Source organism: Oxalobacteraceae bacterium OTU3CAMAD1, from assembly GCA_024123915.1.
Taxonomy (GTDB): domain Bacteria; phylum Pseudomonadota; class Gammaproteobacteria; order Burkholderiales; family Burkholderiaceae_D; genus Rugamonas.
This window is the reverse complement of sequence record CP099650.1, coordinates 1,423,984-1,444,032: the sequence shown is the minus strand read 5'-3', so window position 1 is coordinate 1,444,032 and position 20,049 is coordinate 1,423,984. Positions and strand designations below refer to the sequence as shown.

Here is a 20,049-nt window from a genome sequence, read left to right as displayed (position 1 = left end):
GCACTGCCTCTTCTTATTTTTGCGCCGGTTGGGCGAAGGTGATCACAAAGCGTCCGCTGGAGCGGCGGCCGCCATCGGCGCTGTCGCGGCTATCGAAACGGTATTCGTAATCGAGCCGGGCCTCGTTATTCAAACACAATTCGCGCGCCAGATACAGCCCCAGGCCCGTGCCTTTGCTCGATGTGGTGTAAAACGGCTCGAACAGGTGGGCCCGCACCTCCGGCGAGATGCCGGGACCGTCGTCCTGCACATGCAGTTCCATGCGCTGGGCGTGGTGCGGATGCGTGAGCAGGTCGACGCGGATCGATTGCGGCCCGCCGCTGGCATAGCGCACGGCGTTGTTTAAAAGATTAAGCACCACCTCGCGCAGGTGCAGCGGATCGAAGCGCACCATCGTCCGCGGCGCCACCGACAGGCCGACGATGTCCGACGGCAGGCCGTGGTTGTTGATGAATTCCGACCGCAATTCGGCCAGGAAGCCGTCCAGCGCCAGCGGCTCGTTATTCGGCTGCACCTTGCGCGACAGCTGCAGGATGTCCTCGACCATGCGGTTGACGCGCGCCACGTTGTCGCCGACGATCTTGAGCAGCCGCAGATGCACGGTGCTGTCCAGGTCCTCCCCCAGCAGCGCGGTGGCGTGGCCGATGGCCGACAGCGGATTGCGCACCTCGTGGGCGATGCTGGCCGTCAGGCGCCCCATCGACGCCAGCTTCAGTTGCTGCGCCTGATTTTCGATGCCCGTCACGTCCTGCAAAAAAATTACGCTGCGCTCGAAGCCCACGCCGGAGGAGGAAGAGGTGTCGACCGCCGCGAAGCGCACCTTGAGGTGCGCCGACAGGTCGCGGCGCGCGCTCCAGGCGGCGGTCACCCCTTGCAGCGCGGCGTCGCTGAATGGCTTGATGGTGACGAACACGGTGCTGCGCGCGGGATCGTCGCGCCATTCGGCGTACGCCTGCGCCAACGGCGCCAGCGGCGCGGCCGCCGACAGCTTGAAGTTCAGGTCCGGGCCCACGAGTCCGAGCATCTGCCGCGCCGCCGGATTGCCGGCCGAAACCCGCCCGTCCGGATCGACCACCAGGATGCCGTCGCCGATGTTGGCCATCACCAGGCGGTTGACCGCCTGCTGCACGTTGATTTCGACACCGCGCTGGATCGCCAGCTCCTCCTGGCCGATCAATTTTCCGGCCATGCGGTTGACCACCAGCACGGCGGCGAAGAAGGCGGCGCCGTACAGGCCCGATTGCAGCAGGCCGTGCTGGCTTTCCATCGCCAGCAGCTGCCACACGCTCTCGCCCAGCATGAACAGCGCCACCAGCGCGGTGCAGAACAGCGCCAGCACCAGCGGCGAGAGGATGGCCGAACCGGCCAGCGGGAACAGATACAGGATGGCCAGGCCGCTGCGCACCCCGCCGCCGGCGAGGTACAGCAGCGAGATGATGGCCAGGTCGCAGGCGATCTGCGACAGCAGTTGCAGCAGGAAGCGGCGGCGCCAATATACGGCCGTCAGCGCGAAGGCGATCGCCAGGCCCAGATAGGCCAGGCAAATCGGCAGGTAGGGATATTCGCCGGCGGCGCGCAGGCCCCGGCTGTCGAAACTCAGGTAGACCAGCAGCACCAGCGCGATGACCACGCGCGTGGCGTTGAGCGTTTGCAGCGACCGCCAGAAGGTGGCGCGCGATTCAGCCGACAGGGCTTGCAGGCGCGCGACCACCCGGTGGCCTTAGGCGGCCGGCGCGGCGGCGTGCGCCGCGCAGCAGTAATCGCGGCCGTTGGCGTGGACCGCCTCCGAGGCGGGGAAGAAAATGCCGCACTTGGCGCATTCGAGCATCGTCTCGGCGTCGGCCAGCGCTTTTTCGGTGCGCGCTTTATATATAGTCTGACCGCCGGTCTGACCGCCGGTTTGACCCGCGCCAGGTGCGCCCGGCGGCACCTCCTGGTTCGGCGGCGGTTGGCGGAACTGCTGCTGGTTGCGCTTTTGCGCGCTGCGGATTTTGCTGCGGATCGCGAAGATCACCAGGAAAATCAGTCCCAGCCAAAACAAAATACGGCTCATGCCCATCCTTTATGCAAAACCACTTCAAACACAAAACGGCTGCCGACATACGCCAGCAACAACGTCGCAAATCCGGCCAGGGTGAAGCTCAGCGCCGTCTTGCCGCGCCAGCCGCGGAAGCGCCGGCCGGCCAGCAGCGCGGCGAACAACATCCATGACAGTAGCGTAAACGCCGACTTGTGGTCCCATTTGAGCGCCTGGCCGAACAATTGTTCCGAAAACACGATGCCCGACAACACCGTCAAACTCAATAGCGCGAAGCCGAAGCCTATCATGCGGAACAGCAGCTTCTCCATCGTCAGCAGCGCCGGCAATTGGTCCAGCGCGCCGGACAGGAAGCTTTTGCGGTCGGTGGCGGCGTGCAGCCGCGCCTCCTGCAACGCCATCAGCACGGCGTGGAAGGCGGCGATGGTCAGGGTGCTGTAGGCCATGGTGGCGATGGCGATATGCCAGCCGAACAGCGAGGTTTTGCCCTCCAGCGGGATCAGGTTGCCGGGGAAGACGGCCTGCAGCGCGGCGGCGACGGCGGCGCTGGGCATGACCAGGCGGCGCATGCCGTCCAGGCTGAAATTGCGGTTTTCCAGCCAGTAGGCCGCCACCGATACCCACAAGGCCGACGACAGCATGGCCGCGAAACCGATCCGCAGCGAGCCGGCGGCCGCCACCTCCAGCCACAGGCCGGCGCCGTGCAGCGTCCAGGCGGCCACCGTCACGGCCGAAATCAGGCCGGCGCGGCGCGATGGCAGGGCGGCGCACAGGATGTACAGCGCGATGGCTGCGATGAACAAGTAGGTCTGCATGGTCCGCAGTTTACACCATCGCTCAGTCGACGGCTGCCATCCGCAATTCGTCGTTGTGGTGGCGCTGCTGTTCCTCCATGACCAGCTGCCCCAGTTCGCGCTTCAGGGCGTTGAATTCGGCGGCGGCCGGATCGCGCATGCGCGGCAGGTCGACGATCAGGTCGCGCTTGACGGTGCCGGGCCGGTAGGTCATGACGACGATGCGGTCGGCCAGGTAGATCGCCTCTTCGATACTGTGGGTGACGAAGATGATGGTCTTTTTCAGTTCGGACCAGATGCGCAGCAGCTCGTCCTGCAGGTTGCGGCGGGTCAGCGCGTCCAGGGCGCCGAACGGCTCGTCCATCAGCATGATCGGCGAGTCCAGCGCCAGCACGCGGGCGATGGCGACGCGCTGGCGCATGCCGCCCGACAGGTCCTTGGGAAAGCGGCTGCGGAAGTCCTGCAAGGACAGCATGCCGAGCAGCTTGTCGACGACGGCGTTGATCTCGCCCTTGGCCATGCCCTTGATCTCCAGGCCGAAGGCGACGTTGTCGGCCACCGTCATCCACGGGAACAGCGCGTACTCCTGGAACACCATGCCACGCTCCGGTCCCGGACCGGTCACCAGCTTGCCGTCGGCGGTGATGGTGCCCGACGTCGGCGGCGCGAAGCCCGCCACCGCGTTGAGCAAGGTGGATTTGCCGCAGCCGGAAGGCCCCAGCAGGCACACGAACTGCCCCTGCGGGATCTCCAGGTTGATGTCCTTGAGCGCCACCAGTTCGCGGTCGGCGGTCTGGAACACCTTGCTGACATTCGATACCACGATATGGGTAGCGCTCATTAGTTCTCCAATCCGCGGTGCCAGCGCAGCAGGTGGTTATTCAGCTTGTTCATGCCGACGTCGATGGCCAGGCCGATCAAGCCGATGCTGATCATGCCGGCGATGATTTTGTCGGACCAGAAGTACTCGCGCGCCTCGAGGATGCGGAAACCGAGGCCGTTGTTCACGGCGATCATCTCGGAGACGATCACCACGATGAAGGCGGTGCCGATGCCGATCCGCACGCCGGACAATATATATGGCACCGCGGCCGGCAGGATCACGCGCAGGAACATGGTGCCGCCGGTGGCGCCCAGGTTGCGCGCCGCGCGCAGGTAGATGCCGTCGACCTGGCGCACGCCGGCGATGGTGTTCATCAGCACCGGGAAGAAGGCGCCCAGCGCGATCAGGAACACGGCCGGCGGATTACCGAGCCCGAACCACAGGATCGACAGCGGGATGTAGGCGATCGGCGGGATGGGCCGCAGCAGCTGCACCAGGGGATTGAGCCAGTCGTACACGCGCGGGTTGGCGCCCATGGCCAGTCCGATCGGCAGCGCCAGCCCGGCGCCGATGACGAAACCCACCACCACCCGATACAGGCTGCCGATCGAATCGGTGATCAGTTCGCCGGAGACGGCCCACGACAGCCAGCTCTCGGCGGCCGGGTCGTAGGGCTGCAGCGGCAGCAGGTAGGCGATCCACTTTTCCACCACCGCCAGCGGCGACGGCAGCACCTGCGGATTGACCCATCCAAGCATCGCCACCGCCTGCCACAGCGCGATGACCAGGGCCGGCACCACCATGCCGACGGCGGCCTGCCGCCACGAGGACTTCGAGCCGGCGGCCATTTACTTCACGCCCAGGTTCTTCTTGGCCGCGTCGAGCAGGTCGGTCTTGACCCATTCCTTGGCCAGCGGCGGTTTGCTCATGCGGCCGACGCCCGTCTTGACCATGACGTCGGTGGTGATCTGGATATGCTCGGGCGTGATGTCGTAGCTGTACGGCGAATTGCCGATGGCGTCGTCGAAATCGTCCTTGGTGATCTGGCCCTTGAACACCACCTCGCGCACGTACTTCTCGGCCAGCGCCTTGTTCTCGATGAAGCTCTTGGTCGCCTGCACGAAGCAGTTCATGAACTTCTCGGCCACCGGCCGGCGCTCCTTGTAGAACTTCTCGGTCATGACCATGGTGCGCACCGGCTCGCCGATCGGCGTGTCGTAGGGCTTGATCATCTCGGTGCCGAAGCCCTTGTTGATGGCCTGCGAGGATTGCGGCTCGGACTGCATCATGGCGTCGATGTTCTTACCCAAGAGGGCCTGATTCAGGTCGGCGTAAGCCAGGAACACCAGTTGCACGTCCTTGCCCGGCTGGTCGGCGAACGTCATGCCGTTCTTTTGCAGCTCGGCCAGCAGCAGCACCTCCTGGATGCCGCCGCGCGTGACGCCGACCCGCTTGCCCTTGAGGTCCTTGACGGTTTTCAGGTTCAGGTCGGTGCGCCCGACCAGCCGCGCCCCGCCCTTGGCGAAGCCGGCCACCACGTAGATCGGCGCGCCGCCGGCGCGGCCGGAGATGGCCGCCTCCGAGGCCGTGGTGCCGATGTCGAGCTCGCCGGCGATGATGGCCTGCATCACGTCCAGCCCCTTGGCGAAGATATGCTCCTCGACCTTGATGCCGCACTTGGGCGCGATCTCTTTTATATAGGAGACGGCGCCGTAGTGGGCGAACTTCAGGTTGCCCAGCCGGACCACGTCCTGCGCGCGGGCGACGCCGGCGCCCATCAGTAAGCCCACCGCCACGCCTGCCGCCAACATCCCGTTGATCGATTTCCGTTTCATCCGTTTCTCCTATATAGATAGTGTCCTGGCCGGCGGCCGCGTTATGGTGTTTCGATCATACCAAGCTACGGTTCGCTTGCCTATCGCCTTGCGGCGGCCCTGGCCGCGATGCCGGCGACGTCTACACCAACGGTAATATATACCTTGGGGAAACTAGGCCGGCATTGCGCGAAATCATGCTTTACGGTGCGCCGGCCCGGGACGCGCGGATGCGCGCGATGCGTTCGGCGCTGGCGGGATGGCTGGACAGATAGGGGGAAGGCGTGGCGGCGGCGTCGCCGTCCTCCTTGTCCAGCTTGGCGAACGCCGCCGCCAGATGCGACGGGTCGATGCGGTTATGGCGCAACATGGCCACCGCGTAATCGTCGGCCTCGTACTCGGCGTCGCGCGAGTACTTCATGTCCAGCACAAGCGTGGGCAGGGTCGTCATGATCGAGGAGATGTCGCCGAACACCAGCCAGGTGGTGGCCGCGACGGCCGAGCTTTGGACGATGCGCCGCGTCAGGTGGCGCCGGTGCAAATGACCCAGCTCATGCGCCAGCACGCCCATCACCGCCTGGTCGTCGCCCAGCAGCGCGACCAGCTCGTCGGTCATGACGATGTCGCCGGACGGCAGCGCGAAGGCGTTCGGGCCGACGCGGCTGCTGCGAAACACCAGCCGCCACGACGGCGCCTCCGCCTCGGGCGCGGTCATCGCCGCGAACTGCCGCCGCAACTGCTCCTGGCGCGCCGCCGTCAGCCGCGTCGGCCCCAGCATCCGGCCATCGAGTATCTGCAACACGCCCTGCCCCAGCTGGCGCTCGACGCGCTGCGGCACCGCTTGCGCGATCCAGCCGGCCGCCGCCGGCAGCACGTACACATAGCCGGCCACCAGCACCACCACGGTGGTGGCCAGCGCCCCCAGCGCGGCGCGCCAGCTGTTTTGCCAGCGCACCACCGCGCCGTCCCGGTGGCCGGTTTGCGCCAGCAGCCGCGCGAACGCGTCCGCGTCGTCGACCTCCAGCCAGGCGCCGTCGGCGAACGTGACCTTGCGCGCGGCGTGGCGGCTGCGCTCCGACACCCGCAAGGCGGCCAGCGGGGCCTCGCGCTCGACGTCGCCGGCCAGCCGCGCCACGCCGTCGCGCACCTCCAGCGTCACCCGGTGCAGGCGCGAGCTCTTGCCGTCGAAATAGCGGGCCGGCACCGGCCCGGGCGGCGGCGCTTCCATCCCGCCGCTCACAGCGAAAAATCGAAGTCCATGAACTCGGCCATGCCTTCGCCGGTGGCGCTGACGTCGCCGTCTGCGCCGGCCAGCACGTCGTCCAGGCTGCCGCTCGGCACCAGCATCAGCGACTCGATCCGGTAGCGCATCGAGCGCACGCGGGCGAACGGCAGGAACAGGCCCAGCGTGCAGATCACGGCCAGGTAATTGGTCACGGTGATGAACAGCATGCGGCCCCATTTGACGTCGGACTGGAAGCGGTGCTGCTCAAGGCTGGTGTGGTTCCACACCATGTTCTGCACCATGTTGATGAACAGCGGCGCGAGCAGCAACAGCCAGGCGTAGATCGCCATGATCACAAAGCCGGTTTCCATCTGGCGGTTCGCGGCGTAGCCGGGCGCGTCGGGCGACAGCGGCCCGCCGGACAGGATCAGCCAGATCGTCAGGCCGATGCCGGCGCCGCCGGCCAGCACGAAGCAGCCATACAGTTTATAAAAGTCGCCGACGCCGGCGTCGAACGAAAAGCGCGCCTGGCCGAAACGGCTTTCATCGACCTGCCAGGCCTTGGCGCGCTGGTGCACGAACGGCGCGGCCAGGCCGGCGCTCACGGCGTTGAGCCAAGGGCGCACCAGGTAGTTGACGTAGGCGTCGCGCACATCCGCGACAAAGCGGAAGCGGATGCCGCGATAGGCCGAGTTATACAGCCGGAACTGGAAGCTGCGCCAGACGAACCAGGGCGCCGCGCCGGCCATGACCACCAGCGCGATCAGCGACAGCACCGGCGACACCTGGGCGCCGAAAAAGTAGATCGCGAACACCACCGCCGCCACGATGCGGCCCTTGAGGATGGCGACCGGATTGCCGTGGTATTCGAAGCTGCTGCCGGCCAGCTGCGTGCTCGAATAAAAATACTGGTTGCGGCGCACCTTGGCCCAGGCGGAATAAATGCCCAGCGTGACGATGGTCAGCAACAGGTTGACGATCCAGATGCGGAAGTACTCGCCGCCGGTGGCGTGAAAACGCAGGCGCTCCGGCTGCGCATCGGGCTCCGTCTGAAACTGCTTCATGGGGGGACATCCTCTAATTAGAATAAGCGCGCCAACGCTTGGGCACGCGCAAAGCAAGACGATGCCTTCAAGTCACGGTGTTGTCAATGAGAAATTATACTTTTTGATAACGGTCCGTCATGCCTGCCGCCGCCGCGCGATGCGGTAAAATGACGGCCATTGTCCGGCCTCCGCCGGCCCACCCTACCGTTTTGCAGGTCCCCACATGCTAGATAATCTTACCCAACGCCTTGCCAAGGTCGTCAAAACGATGCGCGGCGAGGCCCGCCTGACCGAAGCCAACACCGCCGAGATGCTGCGCGAAGTACGCATGGCGCTGCTCGAGGCCGACGTCGCCCTGCCGGCCGTGCGCGAATTCATCGCCCGGGTCAAGGAAAAAGCCCTGGGCGAGGAAGTGATCTCGTCGCTCACGCCGGGCCAGGCGCTGGTGGGCGTGGTGCAGCGCGAGTTGGCCACCTTGATGGGCGCCGACCTCGGCCCGGAGGCCACGCAGCTGAGCTTTGCCCAGCAGCCGCCGGCGATCATCCTGATGGCCGGTCTGCAGGGTGTCGGTAAAACCACCACCGTCGGCAAGCTGGCCAAGTACCTGAAGGAAGAAAAGAAGAAGAAGGTGCTGACGGTGTCGGCCGACGTCTACCGTCCGGCCGCGATCGCCCAGCTGCAATCGGTCACCGCCCAGGTCGGCGCCGACTTCTTCCCGTCCACCGTGCAGGACAAGCCGGTCGACATCGCGCTCGCCGCGCTCGACTGGGCCAAGAAGCACTACCACGACGTGCTGATCATCGACACCGCCGGCCGCCTTGGCATCGACGAGGCGATGATGACCGAGATCGCCGCCGTGCACGCGGCCGTCAAGCCGATCGAAACCCTGTTCGTGGTCGACGCCATGCTCGGCCAGGACGCCATCAACACCGCCAAGGCCTTCAACGACGCGCTGCCGCTGACCGGCATCGTGCTGACCAAGCTCGACGGCGATTCGCGCGGCGGCGCGGCGCTGTCGGTGCGCCACATCACCGGCAAGCCGATCAAGTTCGCCGGCGTGTCCGAAAAACTCGACGGCCTGGAAGCGTTCGACCCGGCCCGCATGGCCAACCGCGTGCTGGGCATGGGCGACATCATGGCGCTGGTGGAAGAGGCCCGCAAAGGCGTCGACAGCAAGGCGGCGGCCGACCTGGCGCAGAAGATGAAGGTCGGCGGCAAGTTCGACATGAACGACTTCAAGGCGCAACTGGGCCAGATGAAGAAAATGGGCGGCATGGCCAGCCTGGTCGACAAGCTGCCGGCGCAGTTCCAGCAGGCCGCCGGCGGCGCCAACATGGACCAGGCCGACAAGCAGGTGCGGCGCATGGTCGGCATCATCGATTCGATGACGCCGCAGGAACGGGCCAAGCCGGAACTGATCAAGGCCACCCGCAAGCGCCGCATCGCCGCCGGCGCCGGCGTCCAGGTGCAGGAAGTGAACCGCATGCTGACCCAGTTCGAACAGATGCAATCGATGATGAAAAAGCTCTCCGGCGGCGGCATGATGAAGATGATGCGCTCGATGAAGGGCATGATGCCGGGCATGCGCTAAGGCGGACAATTGGTGCGCCAAAGCGGCGCGGACACGGGGAAATAAGCGGGTTTGCGCCCTTGGACGGTGCAGTGGCCCACGTAGGCAGGTATTTACGTGGTGTTTCCGGGCAAAAACGCGAAAAAGACTTGCATAAGGCTTAAAACCCCACCAATATTAGCCGGTGCGATCAATTGCGCAATTTTCCATGTGTTCGTTAAGGAGGCTCGAGAATGGCAACAGCCAAAAAAACCCCAGCAGCAGCACCAGCTAAGAAGGCCGCGGCCGCTAAACCGGCAGCCGCGAAAAAAGCAGCACCAGCAAAAGAAGCAGCAGCCAAACCAGCCGCAGTGAAAAAAGCCGCGGCACCGGCCGCCGCACGCAAACCGAATGCCGCATTCATGAAAGCGATGACCCCGTCGACCGTGCTCGCAGCCGTCGTGGGCGCCACCCCGCTGCCACGTACCGAAGTGACCAAAAAAGTCTGGGACTACATCAAGAAGCTCGACCTGCAAGATCCGGCCAACCGCCGCATGATCAACGCCGACGACAAGCTGAAGGCTGTATTCGGCGGCAAAGCCCAAGTGTCCATGTTCGAAATGACCAAGCTCATTTCCGACCACCTGAAATAAGCGCAGCGGCCGCAAGGCCGCGCCGGAGATGCCTCCCTCGCCCACGCGACGGAGGCATTTTTTTTGCCGCAACTCCGGGGTCAGGTGCCGGCCAGCGAGGCGTCGGACGATTCGCGCGTGATCAGGGTGAACGGCAGCAGCTTGTGTTGCACGGGGGCGGGGTCGCCCGCGCGGCGGCGCCGGATCTGGTCGATCAGCAGGTCGACGGCGGCGCGCGCCATGTCGCTGATCGGCTGGTGGATAGTTGTCAGCTCCGGCCAGACCGTGGTGGCGACCGGCGTGTCGTCGAAGCCGCACACCACCAGGTCCTCCGGCACCTGCAGATGCAGGCCGTGCGCCACCGCCACCACGGCGGCGGCCATGTCGTCGTTGGCGGCGAAGATGGCGCTCGGCCGGGTCTTGTGCGCCAGCAGCTGGCGCGCGGCCGTCAGGCCCGAGCGGTACGTGAACAGGCCGGGCGCGACGCGCTCCGGCAAGACGGCCAGGCCGGCTTCGGCCATGGCGTCCTGGTAGGCCTTGTAGCGCAGCAGCGCCGGCGTGTGCAGCGGATCGCCCTGGATGAAGGCGATGTCCTTGTGGCCGCGTCCCAGCAGGTAGCGCATCATCGCCATCGCGCCTTCGTAATCGTCGATGCGCACGGCCGACACGCCCGCCACCGGCCGGCCGGTGGCGATCGCCACGGTCGGCATGCCGATCTGGTCGAGCTGCTTCAACGCGGATTTGGAATCGCACAACGGCGGCGGCACCAGGATGCCGTCGGCGCCATTGGCGATCAGGCGGGCGATGGCGCTGCGCTGGCTGCGCAAGTCGTCGCAGCGCTCCAGGATCAACTGCCCGCCGCTCTGGCTGCACTGGTCCATCGCGCCGACCAGGAAGGCGCTCATGTAGGCCGAGCTGGGGTTGCTGTAGAGCAGGCCGACGCCCAGGGTGCCGACGCGGGCCGCGCGGGCTGCGAAGTTGACCTGGTAGTTCAGGGATGCGATAGCCGCCGTCACCTTGTCGCGCGTGGCGTCGGAGACGTGCGAGTTGCCGTTCATGACCCGCGACACCGTCATGGCCGATACTCCGGCAACGCGCGCCACGTCGTAAATGGTGGCGCCGCTCTGGCTACGATCAGTTTGTTTTACAGGCACGTGGTTCCCTTGCTGGCTGGTCAGCGCTTCCTTGGTTGTTCAAGTGTTGATTATATGCGATTGCGCCCGGCTTTCCGTGGCGTTGACGCCGGCCGCCAACCCGCACGGCCATGCGGGGACGTACGGGGACGCCGAGTCCCTGCGGGTACGTCCCCTAAGCCACAGTGCGCGCGTCGCGGTCAACGCGGGCGGGGCTGACGTTTTACTGCCGCACCGCCGACGGCGCCACGGTGAAGCTGTAGCTGGCCGGCTGCAACTTGACGCGGTACTTGGCGTGCGGACGCCCATCCAGGCTCCAGCCGGTGTCGCCGCCGACACCGGCCTGCGCCAGGTCGATCAGCAGCGAGCCGTCGCCGTGCGGCGCGATCTCCGAACTCTTCCACGTGCCGCGCGGACGCAGGTACAAGTCCTCGTACGGGAAGGCCAGCGCGTTGACCGACAGCGGCGCCGCGCCCCTGACGGTGATCCCGGCGCCGCCCGCGTCGAACAGCGACAGCCAGCGCACGTCGGTCTTGTTGCCGCTTTCCTGCGGACGGCTGTAATCGTAATACTGGTCCGCCACCTTGCCGGTGTAGCGGCCGATGGCGTAGCCGGTGTTGCGGTCGGCGTACGATTCCTGCGGTCCACGGCCATACCAGCGCACGCCGTCGAGCGAGTTGTCGTTGTCGAAGCGCAGGCCGAGGCGCAGCGGATCGGGCAGGTCGTCGCGCAGCGGCGTGAAGGTGGATGCCACGCCCAGCACGCCGTCGGCGTTCAGGGTGTAGACGGTTTCCCAGTGGGCCGCGCCGGCGCCAAAGCTGTACAGCACCTTGACGCTGTTGGCGCCCGTCTCCACCGAGCGGACATTGCGCTGCTCGGTGAAGGTCCTCCAGACCTTGTGCGTCTTCTCGACGCCGGTGCCCTCGTCGTTGTCGTTCAGGCCGCGCCAGAAGTTCGGCGTGCCGCCCTTGAGCAGGACCTTGCCGTCGACGATATAGTTGATCAAGCCGGTCTTCGCGTCCATCCGTAGCGCGGCCTTGCCGGCCTCGATACGGATATCGTCGCCATTGCGCGACGGCTTGACCATACGGACCGCCTTCGCCACCTTCGGCGCCGGCGTCAACACGAACTGCGACCAACCGACCACGCTGCCGGCGGCCACGCCCATCGTGGACGAGTCCCTGGCCTTGGCGCGCACCGTCAGCACCTGCTCGCCGCCGCCATTGCCGATCCGTGGCAGGCGCAGTGGAACCTCGCGCTTGCCGGCGGCGGCCACCGCCGGCACCTTCAGCACGCCCTTGGCCGCCTCGACGCCGTCGTTGGTGAGCACCCAGTCGAAGTCCAGGCCGGAGGTGTCCCGGAAGTCGTAGCGGTTGACCACGGTGATGTTGCCGGAGGCCGGCTTGCCCTCGAACACCAGCGGCGAGTACACCTTCTGCACCTCGTAATACTCGGGATCGGGCGTGCGGTCGGCGCGCAGCACGCCGTCGCCGACCACGCTGTTGTCGCCGTTCTTGGGATTGACGTCGAAACCGGAGGCCCAGAAGCGGCGCCCCTTGTCATCGTTCATGTAGACGGTCTGGTCGACCCAATCCCAGATGAAGCCGCCCTGCAGCTTCTTGTTGGCGCGGATGACCTGCCAATAATCCTCGAAGTTGCCCAGCGAGTTGCCCATCGCGTGCGCATATTCGCACTGGATCATCGGCTGCTTGTAGCGCGAATCGGCCGCGTAATCGGCCATCTTCTCGATATCGTCGTACATCGGCGCGTAGATGTCCGTGTACGTGTTGGGCAGGTGCTCCTCGCCGATGGTGCCGTGGCCCAGATAGCTGATCAGGCGGGTCGGGTCGTTGTCGCGTATCCACTGGGCGGCGTTGTCGAAATTGGGGCCGGTGCCGGCCTCGTTGCCCAGCGACCAGAAAATGATCGACGGATGGTTCCTGTCGCGCTGGACCATGCGCGAGACGCGGTCCAGGTGGGCCGCCTTCCAGTGCGGTTTGTAGCCGAGCTGGATCTTCTCGCGTTCGCCCGTCAGGCCTTTTTCCATGGCCTGGTCGCCGGCCTGCATGTAGCCGTGCGATTCGATGTTGGCCTCGTCCATCACGTACAGGCCGTACTCGTCGGTGAGCTCGTACCAGCGCGGATCATTCGGATAATGCGAGGTGCGCACGGCGTTGACGTTGGCCTGCTTCATCATCTCGATGTCCTTGCGCATCAGGTCCATCGACATCACGCGGTAGGTGACCGGATCGTGCTCGTGGCGGTTGGTGCCCTTGATCATCACGCGCTTGCCGTTTACACGAACCTCCCCGCCGGCCACCTCCACCGTGCGGAAGCCGATCCGACGCGACGTCGCCGACAGCAGCTTGCCGTCCGCGTCCTTGTATTCGACGACCATGCGGTACAGGTTAGGCGTCTCGGCCGACCACGGCTTGACGTTGCGGATCACGCCGTCCAGCGCCAGCTTGTCGCCTTGCACGCGGCCGGCGGTGTTCAGCACCGCCTTGTCGCCGTCATAGACGGTGACGGCGATCTCGCCCGCCGACGGCGCGCCGGCCAGCTCGGCGTTCAGCGAGAACAGGCCGTCCTTGTAAGTCTTCTTGTCCAGCAGCGCCGTGACCGTGTAGTCGCGCAGGCGCGACTTCGGCTCCGCGTAGACATAGACGCTGCGCTCGATGCCGGACAGGCGCCAGAAGTCCTGGTCCTCCAGATACGAGGCGTCGGCCCAGCGGTAGACCTCGATCGAGATGCTGTTCTTGCCCGGCTTGACGTACTTGCTCAGATTAAATTCCGACGGCAGCTTGGAATCCTCCGAATAGCCGACCTTCTCGCCATTGACCCAGATGTAATAAGCGGCGCCGGCCGCGCCGACATGCAGGAACACATCGCGCCCGTCCCAATCGGCGGGCACGACGAAGTCGCGGCGGTAGGAGCCGACCTCGTTGAGCGCGGGCGGAATGAAGGGCTCGGCCATCGGGAACGGATAATCGATATTGGTGAAGATGGGCTTGCCGAAGCCCTGCGCCTGGATCATGCCGGGCACCTGGATCGTCTTCCAGCCGGCGAGGTCGAAGCCGTCGCGGTAGAAGTCCTTGGGCCGGGTCTCGGGCCGCTCGGAGTACGCGAACGACCAGGTGCCGTCGAGCGACAGATAATACTTCGACGCGGCCGGATCGGCGGCGATCGCCTTTTCCCTGCTCTCGAAATTGAAGAAGGTCGCCTTCATCGGCTCGCGGTTGACGGCGACCACTTCGGGCTGTTCCCACTCGGTGGGAGGCGCGGCGTGGGCCGCCCCCATGGACAAGCTGGCCAGCGCCAGCAGGCATGCGTGGACGGAAAGGCGGAGTGTCATCTGTGCTGCCATCGGTTTTGCCATGTGTCTGTATCTCCTTTATTGTTTTTGTTCCAAAAACGAAAAAAGACGGAAGGTGTGACCTTCCGTCTTGTCCATGACAGCGCCCCGGTTTATTTACCGAATTTGTAGCGCAATGCCAGGCTGAAGGTCCGTCCATTGCCGTAGTGCTGGCGTTCCAGGCTGGTCTGATACGTGCCCGGTTCGCCGACATTACGGTAAATTGCCTTGTCGAGTATATTCGACGCGTTCAACGACAAGGTAAACTCATCGGTGAGCTGGTAGTTTATCGAACCGTCGAGAACGCCGTTGGAATCCATGTATCGTGCGTCGATCGGATTGGCCGAGACGCCGAACAGGATCGCCTCCGAGCGCCAGGTGTAGACCAGGCGCGCCGACAGCTTCTGGTCCTCGTACAAGCCGGAGATGCTGTAGCTGTTCTTCGACTGCATCGGCTGCGGCGTGGCCACGATGCGCGGCGCCGACGCGGTGCCGAAGTTGACCGGATTCGACGTTTTGACGTGGGTATAGGAACCGGCAACGCCGAAGTTCTTCCAGATGCCGTCGAAGGCGTCGAGGAAGTACTGGCCGCCGATCTCGACGCCGCGCACATAGCCTTTTTCCGAGTTGACCGACTTGGTCACCGAATACTGCCCGCCGGTGCAACCGTTGTCGGCCGAGCCGCTGTACGGCACGGCGGTGGCGACCGCCTGGCACTGCGTGATGCCGTTGAAGAAGCCGCTGATCTCCTTGTCGAAGATCGCCGCCGACACATAGTTCGACTTGCTGAAATAGCGCTCCAGCGAGAAGTCGAAACTGTTGGCCGTTTGCGGCCGCAGCTCCGGATTGCCGATGTTGCCGGTGCCGGTGACCGGATTGACGGAGATGCTCGGATTGAGTTGATCGAGGCCGGCGCGCGTCATGCCCTTGCCGTACCCGAAGCGGGCCAGGAAATCCTGCGTGATGTAGCCGGTCACGTTCAGCGACGGCAGCGCGTTGGTGTACGACGTCTCGCGGAAAATCTCCGGATAGCTGGTCGGCGTGGTCTGGTTGTTGATGGTGCGCGCGGTGGCCTTGCCCTTGGTGCGCACCACCCGCACGCCGACGTTACCGACGATGCGGTCGTCGAAGGCGGAGAACTCGCCCATCATGTAGCCGGCCAGCGTGTTCTCGCTGATCACGCGGCGCGCGTCGAGGTTCTCGACGTAGTTGCCCTCCTGGCGGATGCCGGCGTTGGGGAACTGCGTGGCCACCTGGTTGCCCGTCAAGCGGTCCGGCGAATACACCAGATAGCCGCCCGAATAACCCGTTTCGCCCTTCATGAAGTTGGTCGGCGACTGCTCGACCTGGCCGACGGTAGCCACCGAAATGGCGTTCGAGCGGTTGGCGGTGAGCGGCGCGCCGTCGGTGGTCAGCGGCCGGCCGTTGAAGGTGTAGTTGTTGAAGGTGCTTTCCTGATGCGCGTAGCGGCCGCCAAACTTGACGCGGCGCAGGAATCCGTCGCCAACGATGTAGGCGGCGCTGAGGGCGCTGGCGTAACCGCTGTCGTCGTACTTCACGTTGGTGCCGTTGTTGTAGTCGCGGTAGACGAAGTTGGCCGGATCGGTCAGGCTCGGACCGGCGAAGTTCAACTGGTGCGGCGAGCCGTCGGCGACGCGGCTGGTGGACCAGCCCAGGCCCGGCGCCGAATCGAGATTGACGGAGCGGTTGTCCTGCTTCTGCGTGGCCTTGACGTAGTTCACGTCCCATTTCAGCGCCAGGTTCTCGGTCGGATTCCAGTCCACGCCGCCGGCGGCGATCCACGTCGTGTACGGCCGGCGCTCGTCGCCGCCGATGGTGTTGACGCCGGAATTGAGGAAGGTGCCGCCGCGCACGCGCTGGCCCACCAACACATCGTCGCTACCGCCGTTGCTGTTGCGGTTGGCCAGCCCCTCGGTGAAGGCGAACGGCGTGGTCTGCAGGTTCTGCACATTGGCGCCGTCGACCGAATTCAGGCCACGGTAGTGCTGGTGGTATTCGTAGAAGGTGTAATTGAATTCGGTGAACACGCGCAAGGTGTTGTCGGCGCGGTAGTCGGCCGCCAGGTTCAGTCCCTTGCGCTCGCGCATGATGGTTTCCTGGAACACGTTGTTGGTCAGCGTGGGCGCGGTCATCACATTGCTCGCCTGTTCGGCCGTCAGCCCGCGCAGATCGGGCGTGTTGGCGCCGACGGTGGCCGAAGGCGCCAAAGTGGGCACGCCGGTCAGCAGGTGCACATCCGTGCGGCCCACGTAGGCGGGATTGGCCTGGCCGCGGTTGTTGGTGGTGTTGGCAGCGGCCAGGTTGGCGTATTCCTGGCTGTCGGCGCGGATCGCGCGCTTGAGGTTGGCGCCGCCGTTGGCCGGGTTGTTATCGGAGCGGCCGGTGCTCTTTTGATAGACGCCGGCCGCCATCAGGCCGATCTTGGCGCCGCCCGACAGGTTCCAGCGGTTGGCCACCAGGCCGAACACTTCCGGCTCGGTTTCCTTGGCCAGGTCGTTGTACTTGCCGGCGATGCCCATCGACACCGTCAGGCCCTTGAAGTCGCTCGGGTTGCGGGTACGCACATTGACCAGCCCGCCGATACCGCCCTCGATATGCTCGGCGCTTGGATTCTTGAACACGTCGACGCCGGCGATCATGGCCGGAATCGCGCCTTCCAGATTGTATTCGCGGCTGCCGGCAGTAAAGTAGGCGCGGCCGTTGACCTGCGACGCGGTCTGTCCCGACAAGCCCCGGATCACCAGGCCCGAGCCGGTGCCGACCGGCGAAGCGCCCTCGCCGCCGTAGCGGTAGCCCTGCACGCCGGGGACCCGGGTCAGGGTATCGACGACGTTGGGATCGGGCAGCTTGCCGATATCCTCGGCGGTGATGGAATCGACGATCTCCATCGCATCGCGCTTGAGGGCGAGGGAGGAACGGGCGCTGGCGCGCATACCGGTGACGACGACAACTTCGGGCTCCTGGGCCAGCGCGCACGGCGCCACCAGTAACCCCTGCCCTACGGCGAGCGCGAGCGCCGACACCTGTAACGCGACAGTGACTTGCTTGTTCATTGACTGATCTCCATTATTGTTTTGTACGGGCTTGGTGCCCGTTTTTCGAAACTCTGCCGAAATGATATCGATAACAGGTTTCAACTACATTGTACGACAGTTCGATACTTGAGGATCGGCATGTCTCTTTTTTCTAACAGTAAAAAAAACCGGCGGTTGTAAGGCCGCCGGCCAAGAGCGACGGGGACAAAGCTCCACTGGAGGCAAAGCGTTATCCTGCGATGCCGCGACAAACACTGAGAAAACAAGACCCGGCGGGACCGGGGGCGTATCGACGACGTGTTATCGATAACAGTTCCGATCGTAGCACATCTTTTTAGCTACCCGAATTATTTTTCGATTATTTTTTTCTTGCGCGCGATGGCGTTACAAATGGCAATTGCTATCGGCAACATCTGTCGCGCCCAGACGCAGAGATAAAGTTAATGTCGAATCGGTCGTTAACCAATCACGAGCATCGTTAACGAGGCGACACCATGGTAAATATCACCAACACTGGAAACCAGGCCAGGGTAGTAGAGAGCAAGGTACCTTCGGGCTTGGCGACAGAAGTGAAGAAATCGCCCGGCAACACGGCTTCTCCGGCGGCCCAGCCGGCGAATGTCGGCGCCGTGTCCGGCGGCGCCTCGATCTCGACGCTGGCGGCACGACTGTCCAAGGCATCGACATCGATAACGGAGAGCACGAATGGCCTGGATCACAAGGCCCTGAATGCCAAAGCCGAAAAAAATATCCAGACCATCCTCTACCCCTTCGAGGGCGAACAAAAAGCGGCGGCGGCAAAACAGCTGCCGCAACCCAGCGACGCGGCCGCGATACAGTCCGCCTCCGCCGCCACGGCCTATCTTGAAGGGAGCGGCTCCAATCCCTTTGCCGGGCTATCCCGCGAACAGCTTTCCACCATCGCCAATGATGACAGCGGTTCCTTCACGGTGAATGAAAAGAGGGCCGCTTACCGCCAGGCCTATAGTGAAGAAGAGGCGTGGCGCATGCAGGTGATTGCCAAAGCGATCCAAGAATACGAAGGCTCGGGAAAACTGACGGAGTTCTTCAAGGAATCGTTAGCGCACTTCATGGATCTGCCCAAGATGGAGCAGGCCCTTTATCCGGAAGATTATGCGAGCGGATTGGCCGATAAAATCAAACTGGACTTCAACTACTTTACGCACTCCGCCGGGGATGGCGCACCGACGCCCGGTTCGCTCGCCACCTTAAACACGCATGGCAACTCCCCGAATATCGCCGACCTGCTGAAATTCCCCGACTGACGCGGCAGCCCCAACCCTCGGGGTCAGGTCCGACATTCGGACATTGGGGAACTTTTAAGCACCAGAAAAGTTCGCATTTTTCGCCATTTGTCCGAATGTCGGACCTGACCCCGGGGGTTGAACCGCCCCAATGCGCGCACGTCTGCTCGCCCGCAAGCCGTCCTCCGCGCCGCTTCCTATACTGGTTTGATCCGCGCCACCAGCCAGGGGAAACCGATGAGTCTAGCCGTGTTGAAAAGCCGAGCCCTTGCCGGCATGGACGCGCAGGAAGTCAACGTCGAAGTGCATCTGGCCAACGGATTGCCCGGCTTCACCATCGTCGGGCTGGTCGACACCGAAGTCAAGGAAGCCAAGGACCGCGTGCGCGCCGCCATCCAGAACGGCGGCTTCGAGTTTCCGGCCAAGCGCATCACCGTCAATCTGGCGCCGGCCGATCTGCCCAAGGAATCCGGCCGCTTCGACCTGCCCATCGCGCTCGGCATCCTCGCCGCCTCCAAGCAAATCCCCTCCTCGCGCCTGCACCAGTACGAGTTCGCCGGCGAACTGTCGCTGTCGGGAGAGCTGCGGCCGATACGCGGCGCGCTGGCGATGTCGCTCGCCACCCGGCGCGACGGCGGCCGCCTGGCCTTCATCCTGCCGGACGCGAACGCCGACGAGGCCGCGCTGGTGGCCGACGCCGCCATCTATCCGGCCAAATCGCTGCTGCAGGTGTGCGCGCACTTCGCCGCCAAATCGGCCGAGTCCATGTTGTCGCGCCACGAATCGTCGCCGCTGATCGTACCGGCCGAGTATCCCGACTTCGCCGACGTCAAAGGCCAGATCTTCGTCAAGCGCGCGCTGGAGGTGGCGGCGGCCGGCAACCACAGCATCCTGCTGGTTGGCCCGCCCGGCGCGGGCAAGACCATGCTGGCCTCGCGCTTCGCCGGCCTGTTGCCCGCGATGACGGACGAGGAAGCGCTGGAAGCGGCCGCCGTACAATCGCTGACGGGCGGCTTTCGCATCGAACACTGGAAACGCCGGCCGTTCCGCTCGCCGCACCACACGTCGTCGGGCGTGGCCTTGGTCGGCGGCGGCAGCGTGCCGCGTCCCGGCGAGATTTCGCTCGCGCATCGCGGCGTGCTGTTCCTCGATGAACTTCCGGAGTTCGACCGCCGCGTGCTCGACGTGCTGCGCCAGCCGATGGAGTCAGGCCACATCACCATCTCGCGTGCCGCGCGGCAGGCCGACTTTCCCGCACACTTCCAGCTGATCGCGGCGATGAACCCCTGTTTTTCCAGAGTTACAGGACAACTGTTCAACTG

Annotated in this window: 14 protein-coding genes and 1 pseudogene; 4 read left to right on the top strand and 11 right to left on the bottom strand. The window is 64.7% G+C overall.

Translation table 11 applies throughout. The features are described from left to right. Positions 1 to 13 precede the first annotated feature (13 nt). The 8 genes from NHH88_06080 to NHH88_06045 all read right to left on the bottom strand — a co-directional run bounded on the left by NHH88_06080 (position 14) and on the right by NHH88_06045 (position 7,758). Positions 14 to 1,711: an ATP-binding protein gene (locus NHH88_06080; protein ID USX15353.1), complete on the bottom strand. Its 1,698-nt coding sequence runs from the start codon at positions 1,709 to 1,711 to the stop codon at positions 14 to 16. 9 nt (positions 1,712 to 1,720) lie between these two features. After that, positions 1,721 to 2,053: a hypothetical protein gene (locus NHH88_06075; protein USX15352.1), complete on the bottom strand. Its 333-nt coding sequence runs from the start codon at positions 2,051 to 2,053 to the stop codon at positions 1,721 to 1,723. Further along, complete coding sequence (gene ccsA, locus NHH88_06070) at positions 2,050 to 2,853, bottom strand: cytochrome c biogenesis protein CcsA (GenBank protein ID USX15351.1); 804 nt, start codon at positions 2,851 to 2,853, stop codon at positions 2,050 to 2,052. The genes NHH88_06075 and ccsA overlap by 4 nt, the downstream gene beginning before the upstream one ends. Before the next feature lie 22 nt (positions 2,854 to 2,875). Further along, positions 2,876 to 3,673: an ABC transporter ATP-binding protein gene (locus NHH88_06065; protein ID USX15350.1), complete on the bottom strand. Its 798-nt coding sequence runs from the start codon at positions 3,671 to 3,673 to the stop codon at positions 2,876 to 2,878. Then, positions 3,673 to 4,503, bottom strand: a complete 831-nt coding sequence (locus tag NHH88_06060) for an ABC transporter permease (protein USX15349.1) — start codon at positions 4,501 to 4,503, stop codon at positions 3,673 to 3,675. The genes NHH88_06065 and NHH88_06060 overlap by 1 nt, the downstream gene beginning before the upstream one ends. Then, positions 4,504 to 5,466, bottom strand: coding sequence for an ABC transporter substrate-binding protein (locus NHH88_06055; GenBank protein ID USX17274.1), 963 nt, complete (start codon positions 5,464 to 5,466; stop codon positions 4,504 to 4,506). It lies immediately after the preceding gene. A gap of 205 nt (positions 5,467 to 5,671) precedes the next feature. After that, complete coding sequence (locus NHH88_06050; GenBank protein USX15348.1) at positions 5,672 to 6,697, bottom strand: M48 family metallopeptidase; 1,026 nt, start codon at positions 6,695 to 6,697, stop codon at positions 5,672 to 5,674. 8 nt (positions 6,698 to 6,705) lie between these two features. After that, on the bottom strand, positions 6,706 to 7,758 hold the full coding sequence (locus tag NHH88_06045) for a YjgN family protein (protein ID USX15347.1): 1,053 nt from the start codon (positions 7,756 to 7,758) through the stop codon (positions 6,706 to 6,708). 205 nt (positions 7,759 to 7,963) lie between these two features. On the opposite strand from NHH88_06045, the gene ffh reads away from it, so the two are divergent. Next, on the top strand, positions 7,964 to 9,331 hold the full coding sequence (ffh, locus tag NHH88_06040) for a signal recognition particle protein (GenBank protein ID USX15346.1): 1,368 nt from the start codon (positions 7,964 to 7,966) through the stop codon (positions 9,329 to 9,331). 212 nt (positions 9,332 to 9,543) lie between these two features. Then, positions 9,544 to 9,942, top strand: a complete 399-nt coding sequence (locus NHH88_06035) for an SWIB/MDM2 domain-containing protein (GenBank protein ID USX15345.1) — start codon at positions 9,544 to 9,546, stop codon at positions 9,940 to 9,942. 80 nt (positions 9,943 to 10,022) lie between these two features. Here the strand turns inward: NHH88_06035 and NHH88_06030 are convergent, their stop codons facing one another. From NHH88_06030 to NHH88_06020, 3 genes are all read right to left on the bottom strand, one after another. Next, positions 10,023 to 11,075 (bottom strand): LacI family DNA-binding transcriptional regulator, encoded by a 1,053-nt coding sequence (locus NHH88_06030; protein ID USX15344.1) that lies wholly within the window; start codon positions 11,073 to 11,075, stop codon positions 10,023 to 10,025. Between the two features lie 202 nt (positions 11,076 to 11,277). Further along, positions 11,278 to 14,430, bottom strand: a complete 3,153-nt coding sequence (locus NHH88_06025; GenBank protein USX15343.1) for a DUF4981 domain-containing protein — start codon at positions 14,428 to 14,430, stop codon at positions 11,278 to 11,280. Between the two features lie 89 nt (positions 14,431 to 14,519). Next, positions 14,520 to 17,480: a TonB-dependent receptor gene (locus tag NHH88_06020; protein USX15342.1), complete on the bottom strand. Its 2,961-nt coding sequence runs from the start codon at positions 17,478 to 17,480 to the stop codon at positions 14,520 to 14,522. Positions 17,481 to 17,956: 476 nt separating this feature from the next. Between NHH88_06020 and NHH88_06015 the strand changes: the two genes are divergently transcribed. Both NHH88_06015 and NHH88_06010 read left to right on the top strand, forming a co-directional pair. Next, the gene (locus NHH88_06015) at positions 17,957 to 18,748 is read left to right on the top strand and encodes a hypothetical protein (protein ID USX15341.1); all 792 of its coding nucleotides are present in this window, start codon (positions 17,957 to 17,959) and stop codon (positions 18,746 to 18,748) included. Between the two features lie 216 nt (positions 18,749 to 18,964). Further along, positions 18,965 to 20,017 (top strand): annotated as a pseudogene (locus tag NHH88_06010) (YifB family Mg chelatase-like AAA ATPase). The last annotated feature ends 32 nt before the right edge of the window (positions 20,018 to 20,049 follow it).

Excerpts from the sequence above, each read along its gene's own strand:
- NHH88_06025 (USX15343.1), bottom strand. The coding sequence starts at position 14,430 with ATGGCAAAACCGATGGCAGCACAGATGACACTCCGCCTTTCCGTCCAC.
- NHH88_06015 (USX15341.1), top strand. The coding sequence starts at position 17,957 with ATGGTAAATATCACCAACACTGGAAACCAGGCCAGGGTAGTAGAGAGC.
- ffh (USX15346.1), top strand. The coding sequence starts at position 7,964 with ATGCTAGATAATCTTACCCAACGCCTTGCCAAGGTCGTCAAAACGATG.
- ccsA (USX15351.1), bottom strand. The coding sequence starts at position 2,853 with ATGCAGACCTACTTGTTCATCGCAGCCATCGCGCTGTACATCCTGTGC.
- NHH88_06045 (USX15347.1), bottom strand. The coding sequence starts at position 7,758 with ATGAAGCAGTTTCAGACGGAGCCCGATGCGCAGCCGGAGCGCCTGCGT.
- NHH88_06065 (USX15350.1), bottom strand. The coding sequence starts at position 3,673 with ATGAGCGCTACCCATATCGTGGTATCGAATGTCAGCAAGGTGTTCCAG.
- NHH88_06050 (USX15348.1), bottom strand. The coding sequence starts at position 6,697 with ATGGAAGCGCCGCCGCCCGGGCCGGTGCCGGCCCGCTATTTCGACGGC.
- NHH88_06035 (USX15345.1), top strand. The coding sequence starts at position 9,544 with ATGGCAACAGCCAAAAAAACCCCAGCAGCAGCACCAGCTAAGAAGGCC.
- NHH88_06020 (USX15342.1), bottom strand. The coding sequence starts at position 17,480 with ATGAACAAGCAAGTCACTGTCGCGTTACAGGTGTCGGCGCTCGCGCTC.
- NHH88_06055 (USX17274.1), bottom strand. The coding sequence starts at position 5,466 with ATGTTGGCGGCAGGCGTGGCGGTGGGCTTACTGATGGGCGCCGGCGTC.
- NHH88_06075 (USX15352.1), bottom strand. The coding sequence starts at position 2,053 with ATGAGCCGTATTTTGTTTTGGCTGGGACTGATTTTCCTGGTGATCTTC.
- NHH88_06060 (USX15349.1), bottom strand. The coding sequence starts at position 4,503 with ATGGCCGCCGGCTCGAAGTCCTCGTGGCGGCAGGCCGCCGTCGGCATG.